Origin of the sequence: Zymomonas mobilis subsp. mobilis ATCC 10988 (assembly GCF_000175255.2) — a bacterium.
Classification (GTDB): domain Bacteria; phylum Pseudomonadota; class Alphaproteobacteria; order Sphingomonadales; family Sphingomonadaceae; genus Zymomonas; species Zymomonas mobilis.
Genome location: NC_017262.1, coordinates 1,337,246 through 1,351,169, shown reverse-complemented (window position 1 = coordinate 1,351,169; position 13,924 = coordinate 1,337,246). Strand labels below are relative to the sequence as shown.

13 protein-coding genes are annotated in these 13,924 nt (G+C 42.9%); 2 read left to right on the top strand and 11 right to left on the bottom strand.

Annotation, left to right across the window (positions count from 1 at the left end):
• Positions 1–10: 10 nt before the first annotated feature.
• On the bottom strand, positions 11–1,615 hold the full coding sequence (locus tag ZMOB_RS06065; RefSeq protein ID WP_014500905.1) for an adenosine deaminase family protein: 1,605 nt from the start codon (positions 1,613–1,615) through the stop codon (positions 11–13).
• A gap of 127 nt (positions 1,616–1,742) precedes the next feature.
• On the opposite strand from ZMOB_RS06065, the gene ZMOB_RS06060 reads away from it, so the two are divergent.
• Positions 1,743–5,123, top strand: a complete 3,381-nt coding sequence (locus ZMOB_RS06060) for a glycosyltransferase (protein WP_014500904.1) — start codon at positions 1,743–1,745, stop codon at positions 5,121–5,123.
• Between the two features lie 48 nt (positions 5,124–5,171).
• Entirely contained in the window at positions 5,172–6,242 is a 1,071-nt protein-coding gene (locus tag ZMOB_RS06055) for an AI-2E family transporter (protein ID WP_345786566.1), read from the top strand.
• 92 nt (positions 6,243–6,334) lie between these two features.
• On the opposite strand, the gene ZMOB_RS06050 is transcribed toward ZMOB_RS06055, so the two are convergent.
• The 10 genes from ZMOB_RS06050 to ZMOB_RS06005 all read right to left on the bottom strand — a co-directional run bounded on the left by ZMOB_RS06050 (position 6,335) and on the right by ZMOB_RS06005 (position 13,920).
• Entirely contained in the window at positions 6,335–6,724 is a 390-nt protein-coding gene (locus ZMOB_RS06050; RefSeq protein WP_011240545.1) for a flagellar export chaperone FliS, read from the bottom strand.
• 40 nt (positions 6,725–6,764) lie between these two features.
• Positions 6,765–8,459: a flagellar filament capping protein FliD gene (gene fliD, locus ZMOB_RS06045; RefSeq protein WP_014500902.1), complete on the bottom strand. Its 1,695-nt coding sequence runs from the start codon at positions 8,457–8,459 to the stop codon at positions 6,765–6,767.
• Positions 8,460–8,560: 101 nt separating this feature from the next.
• Entirely contained in the window at positions 8,561–9,703 is a 1,143-nt protein-coding gene (gene flhB, locus ZMOB_RS06040) for a flagellar type III secretion system protein FlhB (protein ID WP_012817214.1), read from the bottom strand.
• Complete coding sequence (fliR, locus tag ZMOB_RS06035; RefSeq protein ID WP_014500901.1) at positions 9,693–10,490, bottom strand: flagellar biosynthetic protein FliR; 798 nt, start codon at positions 10,488–10,490, stop codon at positions 9,693–9,695. Before fliR ends, flhB begins: the two co-directional genes overlap by 11 nt.
• Positions 10,491–10,503: 13 nt before the next feature.
• Positions 10,504–10,779, bottom strand: coding sequence for a flagellar biosynthetic protein FliQ (locus tag ZMOB_RS06030; RefSeq protein ID WP_011240541.1), 276 nt, complete (start codon positions 10,777–10,779; stop codon positions 10,504–10,506).
• Positions 10,776–11,726, bottom strand: coding sequence for a flagellar type III secretion system pore protein FliP (fliP, locus tag ZMOB_RS06025; protein WP_014500900.1), 951 nt, complete (start codon positions 11,724–11,726; stop codon positions 10,776–10,778). Before fliP ends, ZMOB_RS06030 begins: the two co-directional genes overlap by 4 nt.
• Before the next feature lie 4 nt (positions 11,727–11,730).
• Positions 11,731–12,018, bottom strand: a complete 288-nt coding sequence (gene fliO, locus ZMOB_RS06020; RefSeq protein WP_252507013.1) for a flagellar biosynthetic protein FliO — start codon at positions 12,016–12,018, stop codon at positions 11,731–11,733.
• Positions 12,019–12,047: 29 nt separating this feature from the next.
• The gene (fliN, locus tag ZMOB_RS06015; RefSeq protein WP_011240538.1) at positions 12,048–12,359 is read right to left on the bottom strand and encodes a flagellar motor switch protein FliN; all 312 of its coding nucleotides are present in this window, start codon (positions 12,357–12,359) and stop codon (positions 12,048–12,050) included.
• A complete protein-coding gene (locus ZMOB_RS06010; RefSeq protein WP_011240537.1) occupies positions 12,356–13,354 on the bottom strand; it encodes a flagellar motor switch protein FliM in 999 nt (332 codons plus the stop codon). Before ZMOB_RS06010 ends, fliN begins: the two co-directional genes overlap by 4 nt.
• Positions 13,351–13,920 carry a flagellar basal body-associated FliL family protein gene (locus tag ZMOB_RS06005; protein ID WP_011240536.1) on the bottom strand — a complete coding sequence of 190 codons (570 nt, stop codon included), beginning with the start codon at positions 13,918–13,920 and terminating at the stop codon, positions 13,351–13,353. The genes ZMOB_RS06010 and ZMOB_RS06005 overlap by 4 nt, the downstream gene beginning before the upstream one ends.
• Between the last annotated feature and the right edge of the window lie 4 nt (positions 13,921–13,924).

Below are 13,924 nucleotides of genomic sequence, written 5' to 3'. Positions count from 1 at the left end.
TTGCCTTAACTTATAAAGCCCCTTCCCTGACCTGTTCTTCATAACGAATAAAGGCTGCTTCCAATTTCCACTGCAAGGCAGCTTTGTCATTCTTTACCAAGAAATCAGCGCATTTGCCTTGGGGCATAGCTGTAAATGCTATACCATTACAGACAGGCTTCACGCTCTCCCCCGTATTTTTCTGCCATAAGCTTTCTCCTGACAAGAAAGCATATTCCAAACTGTCACGGGAAAGCTTTTTCAAGTCACTATAAGAAACATGTTGCTCTTCTATCGCTCGCATATATTCCGTGGTCAGATCATTACGAGAGACACCGGCATCATCCGTCGAAATAACGACAGGTACATTATACTGACGATAAAGAGCAAAAGGATGCTGATTACCCTTGATATTCAAGATAGCATCATTGCTGGATAAATTGATTTCAACTGGCACAGGACGTTCAGCCATATGATGCAAAATTTCGACCGGATTCATTTCTGATCCAATATCAATTCCGTGACCGATACGGTCAGCACCTGCAACAAAAACCGCTTTCCGGATATGATCTCTCAAACCGGCAGTAGGCACTAATGGTAAAGCCAGCTCACCTGCATGGAGTGTGATTTTTACATCAGGATATAACTGCCTTAAAAAACGGAAAAACTGCATATGTAGGTCATAATCTTGCATAGAAACCGCACCGTCCTCTGGTGCGACAATATTCACCCCGACCCATCTTGGATCACTATGCGCCAAGGCAAAACCCAACGCTAATTGCGCAAAAACCATTTCAGGCGGCATCGCTCGTACAGCATAAACCATATAACGCATTGTAACCGAACAAGCAGGATCTGGCTGGCGACCATCGCATTGTAATATCTGACGAGATTGCGCCTCCGCTTCCGTGGTTTCAGCCTTTGCTGCCGCTACCGCCGCCGGAAGACGATTTTTCACGACTTTCCATAAATCCTCCGGCGAATTTTTGCCTTTTGCGTCTTGCAAAACACTTCGTGCAAAAGTCGACACCACCTTCGGATTCTGCATCGTTTCAATATAGAGCAGGTTATTCGCCGCTGCATCACGACGGCTATAGGCAATCATCCGGCCAAAATTATTATCTAAGGCTGCTGCAAAATGAAAAAAGCTAGAGAAAAAATGATCGTGACCAGAATGTTCTCCAGCGGCAACATCAAAATGATAATTCCGCATCGAGAAAACATCTATTAACTTATTCCATAGAATCGGATCTTGGCGCTCCAGATTTTTTGCTAGCTTTTTATTCACAGCCGCGTCACAAGGGGACGGAATTACAGATAGCTTTATAGTATCAATGCATAAATTTTGATCTCCAGCCCATTGAAGCATTGTTTCTGCATCAATAGCGCCAGCCAAATGGTGATGAAGATCGCCGCCTTTAGGAAAAGCAGACACAAGCATACGCAAACGAGGCATATTGCCTTTGGCTTCTTCTATTTTGGTGGCTGCTACGCTTTCATTTTTAGAATTACTCGATGTTTGGGGAACAAAAGCGTAACTTTGCGATACAGGGAACAAAGAAAAAATAAGAGAAAGAATGGTTGTCTTTGTTTTTAAAGGGGATAATGACATTTTTAAAAAATTCTGAAGAAACAACCTGCCAGTTCCTTTTCGTCACCAAATTGCATAAAGATTTTCTATAGAAATCCATCAATTTCCGATACATCATTTATCTTATAAGAACGTATCATTTTTATTAAAAAGATGCGCGTGAAATAAAAATATGAACAAAAAACCAGTATTTTATGATTCATCAGGGAAAAGAAGAAGGCGTTTTGCTCTCGCAATCGTTGCTTTTTTTGCTTTACTCTTTTTAGCTATAGCAACCCTTTTTGCGACAGTTGCGATTCCGTCAATCGGGCAAAATTTACCTTTTTCTATTGGCCGCGCCCCCATCAAAGCACAGCCTAACGGGATTACATCCCACACGCGTATCAATTTTCATCGGGCTTTATCTCGTATTGGTTTAGTAAAAACACCTCCTAAGCCTCTAAAAGATACTTTGAGCATGGCCTTCTATACGCCGTGGGATGATGCCAGCATTGCATCACTGTCACGGCACATCAATGACATTGACTGGCTATCGCCAGGCTGGCTATCTGTTACAGGAGCAGACCATCACTGGACAGAATTCCCGGATCCCCAAGGTCATGCGATTATCAATAATGCCAAGCAGAAACCTAAAATTTTGCCTATGGTGCAAAATGTTAGTAATGGCGAATGGGATGGCAAAAATGCAGCTATTTTAATGCGAGACCCAGCTGCACGACTACAATTTCTTAATAATATTGAAAAATTTTTAGTTAAGAATCAGGCTGACGGCGCTGTTTTTGACTTTGAATCTCTGAACAAGCAAACACTGCCTTTTTATTTACAACTTCTAAAAGAAACCCACGATCGTTTTTCTGCGCATCATTGGATTTTGACCGTCGCCGTGCCTGTTGCCGATGAGGCATGGAATTTATCAGCCGTTGCTAATGTAAGCGATAAACTCATTTTAATGGCTTACGATGAACATTATCCAGAAGGTGAACCGGGCGCAATTGCCTCAAATGACTGGTTTCTTGATGTTGTAGAACAAGCCACCCAAAATCTACCACCAGAGAAAGTGATCGTTGCCTTAGGCTCATATGCCTATAATTGGAAAAAAGGTAGCGATACCGATGCTATATCTATCGAACAGGCATGGCTTACCGCACATGAATCAGGGACAGTTCCAGTCTTTGATAAGGAGACTGGAAACACGCATTTTTCTTATAGTGAAGCCGGTATTTTACATGATGTGTGGATGCTAGATGCTGTCAGTTTTTATAACCAGACTAAAATGTCGCACCATCTGGGATTCAATGCTCTAGCCTTATGGCGTCTTGGTTCAGAAGATCCGTCACTGTGGAATATTTTTGGGAAAGGTCATTTAATCCATAATGGTGCTAATGACACAGCAATAGTTGCTGATCCCGTCAAGGCATTAAGTCATATTCCAGCAGGTACTGAAGTTGATATCGAAGGCACAGGAGAAGTCCTAAGAGTTGCCAGTCGTCCAGTTGCAGGAGAGCGCCAAATTGACCTCGACAAAGAAGGTCTAATTACGGATGAAAGATTCTCCTCTATTCCCCTTCCCTATGCTATTGAACGGGCGGGTTATCGTCCGGGCATGATTGCTTTAACTTTTGATGACGGCCCTGACCAGAAATGGACACCTAAAATTCTCGATATTTTGAAAAAGGAACATGCACCAGCGACCTTCTTCATTATCGGTGAAAATGCGCTTACCAATCGCAACTTATTATTACGAGAAATAAAAGAAGGCCATGAAGTAGGTAATCATACCTATACCCATCCTAATTTGGGTATGGCCAGCGCCAATAGTACAATTATTGAAGTTAATGCTACTCAACGCCTTTTCCAAGCTTTTACCGGACATTCATTGCGCCTTTTTCGCGCTCCTTTTTTCGGAGATGCTGAACCGACAACAGCCGACGAGATTGATCCCGTCTATGCGGCGCAAAAATTGGGCTATCTTTCTGTTGGACTCCATGTTGACCCCAATGACTGGCAACGGCCAAAAAAGGATGAGATCATTGAGAGAGTTATGGAACAGGTCAAACAGGCAACTAGCCAGCATAGTGCCCAGATCGTTCTTTTACATGATTCTGGTGGTGATCGCACACAAACCATAGCAGCTCTGCCTGATATCATTCATCAATTACGGGCAAATGGCTATAAACTGGTTTTAGTTTCAGATCTTATCAATCTCAAACGTGACGATGCGATGCCCCCCTTGAGTCCGGTTGAACGCGTTTCAGCAAGATGGAATTTTGCTCTTTTTTCTTGCCTTGGGGCCTCCGTTATTGCGCTTCGGTGGATATTCGCAATTGCAATCACCTTGGGTATTTTGCGTGCTTTATTTCTTTCCGCTTTTTCGATCATCCAAGCACGGAAAGAAAATCGGCTAATTTTCCCACCTATCGATCCAGATCGCACTATCAGTGTGCTTATCCCCGCCTTTAATGAAGAAGCTGTTATTGAAGCCTCTATCCGGCGTGTCCTAGCCAGTGCTGAGGTTAATAATATCGAGGTAATTGTTATTGATGATGGCTCTACCGATAACAGTTCTCAAATTGTTGAAAGCCAATTTGCTGATGATCCTCGTGTTCAGCTTATCCGGCTTTCCAATGGCGGGAAAGCGCGCGCATTGAACCACGGCGTTCAAAAAGCGAAAGGTGAAATTATTATAGCTCTTGATGCAGATACGCATTTTGAGCCACGGACAATTGCCCGTCTAACGCGATGGTTCTCTGATCCAAAATTAGGAGCAGTTGCTGGTAATGCCAAAGTTGGCAATCGGATTAATCTGATCACACGTTGGCAAGCACTAGAATATATCACAGCTCAAAATCTTGAGAGACGAGCAACGGTTCTTTTAAATGCTATGACGGTTGTGCCCGGTGCCGTCGGGGCATGGCGGGCAGAGACTCTGCGTCAGGTTGGAGGTTTCCCTGATCAAACTTTGGCTGAAGATCAAGATTTAACCATTATTATCCAAGAACATGATTGGGCAGTACGTTATGATCCCTATGCTGTTGCTTGGACAGAAGCGCCAGAAACCATTCGAGCTCTTGCACGTCAACGTTTCCGCTGGGCTTTTGGAACATTGCAATGTCTTTGGAAACACTGGTCGATTATCAAAAATCGCCGCCCGAAAGGATTGGCTTATATAGGGCTGCCACAATCTCTAATCTTTCAAATCGGGTTCGCAACTATATCGCCTATTATCGACCTTGCTTTAGTTATCAGCATTATGGCTACTGTTTTCGCAGTCTATCAACATGGCTGGGTGCAACAAGGGGACGATCTCCAAAAAATGGCGGCTTACTGGAGCGTTTTTACACTTATCGATTTAATGTCTGGAGTCGTCGCTTTTGCCTTGGAGCGGAAAGAGAAATGGTCTCTATTATGGCTCTTGATTCCACAACGGATCGGTTATCGTCAGATAATGTATTATGTTGTCATTAAAGCCTTAACACAAGCTATCCGAGGCCCCAAGGTCGGATGGGACAAATTGGAAAGGTCAGGTCATGTCCAGACAGAAAGTAATAAATAAATTACTAATATAAATTATATAAAAATTTACTGATTTTTTATCTCTCATATGGATTTCAATATGGCAAGCCGGCCTCAATATACTTTTAGATTTATTTTTTTTGCGGGCATTATAGGCTTAGGACTATGGACAATCCGTCATTTTTGGCCGGCTCTGATCTGGAGTATTGTGATTGCCATTGCCTTTTGGCCGCTATGGCTCAAACTCAAAGAGTCCATGGGATCAAAACATGAAAAAATACTGGCACCAGCTTTGGCAACCCTTGCAATTGGTGTCACACTTATTTTGCCGCTATTATTTTTTGCATTTGAAATCATGAATGATTTTCAGGCTGCTATTCATTTTTTCCAAGATTTAAAAAATCAGGATACAGCACCCCCAGACTGGCTTGGCAGGATACCTTTTTTTGGTGGGAATCTTGTTAATAAATGGCACCAGTTTTTTGCGCCTTCTTCTGATGGCAGCCAGATATCGCTGCATCAGCTATTAAATGGGAATGTAATTAACCATAGCCGTGCTTTCGGCATGAATGTAGCAAGACGTATTACCACTTTCTTTTTTACACTGATGAGCCTCTTTTTTCTTTTTCGTTCGGGCTCTGAATTACAAAAAATGTTCTTGAATGTTAGTCGTCGTTTAATGGGTCCGGATATGGAGCGTTTTGCCCACCAAGTTGTTTTATCTGTTCGTGGCACGTTAGACGGGCTGGTGCTGGTTGGACTGGGCGAAGGCGTTCTGCTGGGCATCATTTATGTTTTTACCGGCACACCTCACGCTGTTATGTTTGGAGGAATGACAGCTATTGCAGCCATTATTCCTTTTTGTGCACCAGTTATGTTTTGTATTGTTGCGGCTATTTTGGCCTCACAAGGTCATATAGGGGCAGCGATTACAGTTGTTGCTCTAGGAATGTTAATTCTGATGATTGCCGATCACGTAGTACGCCCGATTCTTATCGGTGGTGCAACCCGATTACCTTTTTTATGGGTTCTAATCGGAATTCTTGGTGGCATAGAAACTTTTGGATTATTGGGCTTATTCCTAGGTCCTGCACTGATGGCCGTCCTGATTATGATATGGCGCGATATTGCAGACCCGCCCCATTTAAATGAAGGCTAAAGAGCCGCGGACACATTCTCTCTAAAATATAAAAAGGCTCACTTCATTAGAAGTGAGCCTTTTTATTACAAAATTATCTTGTTAATCAAGCGCTACTGACCGATTTCTGTCCAAGCAGAAAGCAAATCAGCAACAGCTTTTTGGGCGTCTTTCAGCGGCACAGGATCTAAAGTCTTAATCGTCTGTCCAAAATTATGTCTTATATAAGCATAACTCCGAAAGAGGCTTCTTGCGACTTCGCCCCCCTTTTCAAAATCCAGAGAACTTTCAAGGTTACCAATCAGACGAAAAATCTTTGCCTGTGCTTGATAGCGTTTTTCCCGATCGCCCTGTTCCAAGGCCGATTTATAAACATTAAATTCACGGATCAACTCTTCATACAGCAATGTAATCAACCCATGAGGCGTTGCATTCATTACCTTTGAATCAATATCTACATCCCGATATCGGGCTGCAGCCCGTGAAAAAGGTGAATAACTCATCTTCTACGGTTTATAACCTCCCAAGCCCTTGACGTTTCCACTAGCTACTAGAACTGTCTTTCGTCCACAGAGAAATCTGCTGTTTCAGGAAACTCAAGGTCGATTTATAGCCAGAAACCGCCGTATTCATAGCTGTAAATTGTGTCGTCAATCTAGTCCGATACGTGCTCATTTTGGAAGTAAGATCGGTTTCCTTCTGAGTAATAGCGGAAGCTACCTTCGTATAAGTATTCTTACTGGCCGTTAGAGCTCCGCCAGAAGAGGTCATCTGAGTATAAAGCTGATTAACAGCACCTCCGACCCCAGCATCAATTGAAATCGTCGAATCAGTAACACTCGTACCACTAATTTTTAAGACCAAACCCGCGGCAGTGGAATCAGAAGAAGCAATCAAGCTTTTCCCCGAGACCAGCATGTCCTTACCATTCAACTTGGCACCGGTAATATTACCGGATTCATCATAAGTCACATCAGACAGTTTGTAGGTACCCGGTGTAACCTTACCAATGCTACTGGTAATAGAAACCGCTGAATTACTCGTACTTTGGGTCGGGTTGAATAGGGCTTCAACAGAATCGGGATCATTTGCCAGGGCTGTATCCAATTGCGTTGTATCAGCCGTCAACGTTCCATCACGATTGATAGAAACACCAATCTCGCCTAAAGTCGAATAGCTGCCAGTCGAAGACAGCTTCTGGTTAATCATACTGTTCAGAGAACTTTTAAGAGTACGTACCCCAGCATCATTAGCCAACGCACCAGCACTGCTTGAAGATGTTCCAATCGCGGTATTAGTGCTGATATCAGAATAAAGCTCGTTATAAGCATCGACAAAGTTAAGAACCGCCTGCCGAACATTGCTTGTCTGACGCGTTGATCCCAAAGTCACGGGTTGTGATGAAGCCGATTTCAAATTGATACTAACACCCGAAATCAAATCATCAAATGTATTAGAACTACGAGTAACCTCAACATTATTATAAGAAAGCTTGGCATCCTGCGCGGCAACATTGACAGTCATGCTACCACTATTGGCACTTTTATCATAATTGATATCAGAAGCACCACCTGAACCGGATACGCTAAAACCATAAGCGTCACCGGTCATACCGGTAATCATCAACTGTTGCTGGCCAGACGACTGGGTTAAAACTGTAGCCGTAAAACCAGCCTGCTTCTTGTTGATAGCTTTGGCTACATCTGAAAGCGATGAACCGGCATCAATTGGAACTGTTGCACTACCATAGCTGTTTGTAAAAGTGAGCGTGCCAGCATCAAAGGTCTTGCTGCTATCATAAGCTGTTGTGCTAATACTTTGTGCCTGTGCTAACTGCTCAACTTTAATAGATCCAGAAAGGTTGCTTAATCTCGATCCGCTTTCAGCAGTTGCGGTTAAAACAGAGGTATCAGAAACGCTAGGCTGCGTTAAAAGAGACCCCCCACTTACCAAAGAAGATAAAGAAGTGTTTAAAGCACTAAGATCAGAAGTAATAGTGCCTAAAGCTGATATCCGATTGGAGTTGGTTGTGCTTTGCGTATCCAATTGTTGTTGGATTGGATCTTGAGACGCAGCGACAAGCTCATTAACTAAATTTGTGGTATCAAGACCTGACCCAGCACCCAAAGTTGTCAAGATAGAAGACAAGGTAGACGTAGAAGACGAAGACGTTGTTGCCGCCGTGGTCGCTGCCGTCGATGAGGATGTAGATGTTACGCCAGAAGTTGAGCTTGTCATAAAACAATCCTTTCACCCTTCATAACGACAGAAGAGGCCTAAAGTTAAATATTACCAACCAATCATAATCTTTGGTCTGTTTGGTTCTTTGTTTTTTCGGTCTATTTTTTTGCCTGATGGCCATTTTCATCGAAACGGACTTCTTCTGGAACATCAATAACAGGCAGCGTTAGACCTTCCTCTCCAGCATTCAAGCGAAAGATAAAAGCTAAAATAGATGCAACAGCTTTGTATAACTCTTCCCGTATCAACTCACCAGAATTGGACGTAAAATAGATAGCTCTCGCCAAAAGCGGATAATGCAAAACAGGAACATCGCTTTCATCCGCCATTTCCCGTAAAGCTAGCGCCAGCTCATCTATGCCTTTTGCTGTCACAATAGGCGCAATATCTTCTCCAGCCTTATACTTTAAGGCCACAGCAAAATGAGTCGGATTCGTAATAACAACAGTAGAATCTTGCACAGCCTTACGATTAGAAGCCCGAAACACAGCAATTTGTCTTTGTCTAACTGCTGCTTTTATTTCAGGAGAGCCTTCTGTCTGTTTATGTTCATCTTTAATTTCTTGTTTACTCATACGGAGACGGCGATTACGTCGAAAAATCTGAATAGGGACATCAATTGCAGCAACGACAGCCAAAGCTACCGACATCACCAATACCAATATCAAAAATATATGCCCAATTTCGTTTATCGCTGCTTTTAAGTCGTGACGGCCCAATTGCATAATGACAGGCAGGCGTTGCCATAAAATCCAAAGTCCGAGGCTTCCTATCAGAAGGACTTTTACAATCGACTTGCCGAGCTCAAAAAGCCCTTGCATGCCAAAGACACGGGAAAAACCGGCAATAGGATTCAGTCTTTCAGGTTTAAAATTCAAGGCTTCCCATCTAAAGCCTAAAGATCCCAATACTGCTGGCGCTGCAATTGCAGCAAAAGCCATCAGAACAAACAGCATCGAAAAAGGCAGAATAATGCAAGTAATCAGACGGATAAAGACCGAGAAAGGATCAAATTTACTAAAAGCATTAAAATCGAAAGAGAGTCCCATTTTTAGCATGATGCCTAAGTCATAAACCATCCTATGACTAATCATTAAAAACCATGCCAAAGAGGCCAACATCGCAAAGGCAATCCCCAATTCCTTTGATTGGAGGACATCCCCTTTTTCAGCAACCTCTCTTAAACGTTTTTGAGTAGGTGCCTCGGTTTTTTGGTCTTGATCGACGTCACTATCCGCCATGTCCCGCCCCCGTTTTTGCTAGCTTATCGGCCATATCAAGACCAGAGCGAATAGCATCAATAACACCTTCACTAATCGCTGGGACAGAAATAGCGATTAATAAAATACCAATGATAAGCGCCATCGGCATGCCTACTGCAAAAAGATTAAGGGCTGGAGCTGTTCTCGACAGAAAACCCATCATGACTTGAATAAGAATAATTGAAAATGTCACGGGCAAAGCAATCAGCATGCCTATCGAAAAAAGCTGCCCCGCAAATTGGGTTAGCTTTAAGAAAAGCTGATTATTCAGTCCAGGACCTCCAACAGGCATTGTCTGATAACTTTCGACAATAATACGAATCAAAAGTAAATGGCCATCGGCAGCCAGAAAGAAGAAAGCCCCCAAAATAGTAAAAATTTGGGTTAAAACGTTAGAATTGCTACCGTTGACAGGATCGATCATAGAAGCGAATCCTAGCCCCATAGCATTACCAATTAACTCACTGGTGCAGTATCCAGCAGCGTAACCAATCTGAACAGCGAAGCCTATGGCAATACCTGTAATGATTTCCCCTACCACCAGAAATAATCCTGTAAAAGAAACCAGTCCAGAATCAGGTAAAATCAAATGGGCGTCCATAACTGACGGTAAACCTACTGCTAATGCAAGCATAACACGCACCGTTACTGGAAAAGCATTTGCCCCCAATAACGGTGCTGCTACAAAAGCAGCTCCAGGGCGTAGCAAAGCAATTAACCAGATCCAGAGATAATTCTCTATTTCTGCAAGATGCGCGGGTATCATCGCCAAGCACTCATTAGCGCACTAAATCTGGAATTCGACCATAGGTTTCATGCATGAAATCAACAATCAAGCCAAAGATGCTGCCACCGAATAAAGCTAAAACTAGAGCAATAACAACCAGTTTTGGTAAAAAGCTTAATATCTGCTCATTAAGAGAGGTTGCTGCCTGTATCATACCAATAAAGAGGCCAATTAACAAAGCCGGTATCAATATCGGCGCAATAGCCAAGGCTGTAATCCACATCGCCTGTTGGGCGACACCAATGAAATAATCGGGATCGCTGCTCATTGAATAAATGACCCTGCCAAAGAGCCGACTGTTAAAGCCCAACCATCGACCATAATAAATAATAGCAATTTAAACGGTGCAGAAATGATTTGTGGTGACAACATCATCATACCTAAAGCCGTTAATGTACAAGCCACGACAATATCAATAATAATAAAAGGCAAAAAAATCAGAAATCCGATTTCAAAAGCGGTCTTTAACTCACTGGTTACGAATGAAGGCACCAACACAGTAAAGGGAATAGATTCTGCATTTTCATAGCGTGGATGGTGAGCCAAATCTGTAAAAAGCTGCAGATCATTTTTACGGGTCTGCTTAGTCATAAAACCATGCAAAGCCGTACCAGAACGCATAATAGCTTCTTCTATTTGGATTTCGCCCCGACCATAGGGAGAAAAAGCCGTTGTATTGATCTGATCTAAAACTGGTCGCATCACAAAGAGTGAAAGAAATAAGGCTAATCCAATCAATACCTGATTAGGCGGCGTCTGTTGCAAGCCTATCGCCTGACGTAATAATGACAGCACAATAATAATGCGGGTAAAGCTCGTCATCATGAGGATGATAGACGGCAGCACCGTCATTAAAGTCATCAGCAATAAGATTTGCAGCGATAGAGTCAGCGGCTTCCCATTATTGAGGAAAGTATTCATTCCTTTACTAAATGCGGCACTACTGGCTCCCGCATTGCGATCATTTGCCGGTGAAGAAGGTGGCATTGGTGGTGCCGGAGGTTTTGGTTGAGAAACCACCGATGATTTTGCTGCAGCGGAAGCATGAGGCGCTGTTGGCGCATGTTGCGCCATTGCAGGTGCCAATGGGGATAAGAAAAATAATGAACCAATTAGAAAAAGCCGTATTTTTGAATTGCTCAATTTTTCAAACTGTTTTTTCTCCCATTGATCAGGAAAAACAGTGATAGGCTGTTTATAATTAGCGGCCGCCATTAGATTATTTATCCCCTATTTCGGGTATATCAGGTAAAGAGAAAGATGGTGATTTATCAGTTTCGGATAAACAACTGACTTTTGTATCTGTTACTGCCAATAATAATTTTTTATTAGAAAATTCAATGACAACCAGTTGCTGTCTACGACCTAACCGAAGGGTTTCAATCAGCTTTATTGCACTTCCCTTCTGCGGAAAATTTGCTTGCAAGGATGGCAATAGGTTGAATTTCTTCAGTAGCCAGAGAGACAGTATTATTAATCCGGTAACAATGATTAGCGGAATCATCATATGGAGGAGATAGCCGCCGATCATGGTGATCAATCATCCCCGACTGAATTGTTTTCGTTAGAAACAACATCAACAATCCGCACGCCAAAGCGACCATTAACCGTTACAACTTCACCTTTGGCAATTAGCTTACCGTTTACCACCACATCTAATAGTTCGTTAGCCTGACGATCTAGCTCAACAACACTACCTTCAGCAAGGTCTAACAACTCTGCCAAAGATAAAGACGTAGAGCCAACTTCAAGTGACATCTTGACAGGAATATCAGATAGAAGACCTAAATCTTTGGTACGATTAGATTTTGCTGATTTACTTCCTTTTGCTGTCGATTCATCACTCATATTTCCGGCTCCTCTTCAAGCTTTTCAATCAATAAAGCAGTTTTCCCGTCACGATCCCCTATGCTGCCATAAGCAATTTTTTTTGTGCCAGCAATCAAAGGGAGCTGCTCCGGCATTTCAATCGGAATAACTTCTCCGACCTTTAAATTTTTTAGTTGCCCCATAGTAATCTGAGGACGAGCCAAAATTGTTTTAATAGGAATAGGGATGGCAGAGGCCGCCAGCCGCATCCGCTTCGTCCAATTTTCATCAGCGGGCCCCGCATCATCATGCACTTTTGTGTCAAGATGCATTTCGAAAGGCCGAAGCGTCGCCCGAGGATAGACAATTGATATTCTGGCAGCACGACCATTACCGGGAACAATTGTAAAGCGTTGTACAACAACAGCTTCATCATTCCGTATCATAGTAACATAGGCACCGTTCGTCTCTCTCGATAGAAACTGAGACTGCAACTGCACAACATCAGACCAAGATTCAACAACGCTATCTGCAATCGTGTCAGATAGGCGGACGAGTAACCTCTCTTCTGCAGGTGTAAATTCCTTGGCGCGAGACGGGGTAACAATACCAGTGCCGCCATAAAAAGCATCAACCAATCCGGTAATAAACTGGGGATCCATAACGATCATAGCACCACCTTTCAGCGGGGCTAAACGGTACAGGCTAATGCTAACAAACTCTGGTAAATCCCGCCGCCATTTTTCAAAATGATGGATATCGACGCCGTCAACCGTTACTTGGGTACGAGCACGAGCAAAAGGCTCAATAATAAGCCTTAACCTACGTGCCAATTTTTCAGCGATCCGCTCCAGTCCAGCCATCCGGACGATAGGATTGAGGGTTTCCTGACCAAAGACGAACTCCGTTTTTTCCTGTGGAGATTCTTCTTCGATATCATCGCCCCCCAACTCGGCCAACAGGGCATCCATTTCTGCGCCGGACAAGGAAGTTGCTTCTTCCTGATCTTTTGGAGATTTCGAGGATTTACTCATTGGATAAGAAAACTTGTAAAATAGACGCTGTCAACACCACCAAAGCCTTCTTTATCCTTAAGAACATTATTGATAACATCCTTAATTTGATTCTGAAGTTGTTTCTTACCGGCTTCTGTCGATATTGTCTGGTTGTCCTGATTGGAGATAGTCATCAAGATGGCTGATCTAATCGGCAGTTCGTCTTTTTTGACGTTATTAATCACCCTATCATCATAATAGGTTGAAATGCCAATACCGATTTGCACCAGATTGCCGCTATTCTGCACATTTGAGATAAAGGGCTTATCAAAAGCAAAATAGCTGGCCTTAAATTGACCTGAAGAAGCATCTTTTTCATCCAAAGGTACTTTTTTAGGTAAATTTTCATCAGCCTTTGATGCTGCGGCTTTATTATTAGCCGTCGCGGGCGCAAAGATAGCTGGCATGTATCTGGGCAAGAAATACCCGCCTGCAACACTGCCCAAAGCAACTAGCACGACAATAATCACTACTAAAATCAGGATTTTCCCAATAGATTTTAATAAACCGCCTTTTTTGGGCAATTTCGCGTTATCTTCGCTCACTTAC

Bases quoted from the DNA above. Each gene is read 5' to 3' on its own strand.
- ZMOB_RS06060 (WP_014500904.1), top strand. From the start codon at position 1,743: ATGAACAAAAAACCAGTATTTTATGATTCATCAGGGAAAAGAAGAAGG.
- ZMOB_RS06055 (WP_345786566.1), top strand. From the start codon at position 5,172: ATGGATTTCAATATGGCAAGCCGGCCTCAATATACTTTTAGATTTATT.
- ZMOB_RS06050 (WP_011240545.1), bottom strand. From the start codon at position 6,724: ATGAGTTATTCACCTTTTTCACGGGCTGCAGCCCGATATCGGGATGTA.
- fliD (WP_014500902.1), bottom strand. From the start codon at position 8,459: ATGACAAGCTCAACTTCTGGCGTAACATCTACATCCTCATCGACGGCA.
- flhB (WP_012817214.1), bottom strand. From the start codon at position 9,703: ATGGCGGATAGTGACGTCGATCAAGACCAAAAAACCGAGGCACCTACT.
- fliR (WP_014500901.1), bottom strand. From the start codon at position 10,490: ATGATACCCGCGCATCTTGCAGAAATAGAGAATTATCTCTGGATCTGG.
- ZMOB_RS06030 (WP_011240541.1), bottom strand. From the start codon at position 10,779: ATGAGCAGCGATCCCGATTATTTCATTGGTGTCGCCCAACAGGCGATG.
- fliP (WP_014500900.1), bottom strand. From the start codon at position 11,726: ATGGCGGCCGCTAATTATAAACAGCCTATCACTGTTTTTCCTGATCAA.
- fliO (WP_252507013.1), bottom strand. From the start codon at position 12,018: ATGATGATTCCGCTAATCATTGTTACCGGATTAATAATACTGTCTCTC.
- fliN (WP_011240538.1), bottom strand. From the start codon at position 12,359: ATGAGTGATGAATCGACAGCAAAAGGAAGTAAATCAGCAAAATCTAAT.
- ZMOB_RS06010 (WP_011240537.1), bottom strand. From the start codon at position 13,354: ATGAGTAAATCCTCGAAATCTCCAAAAGATCAGGAAGAAGCAACTTCC.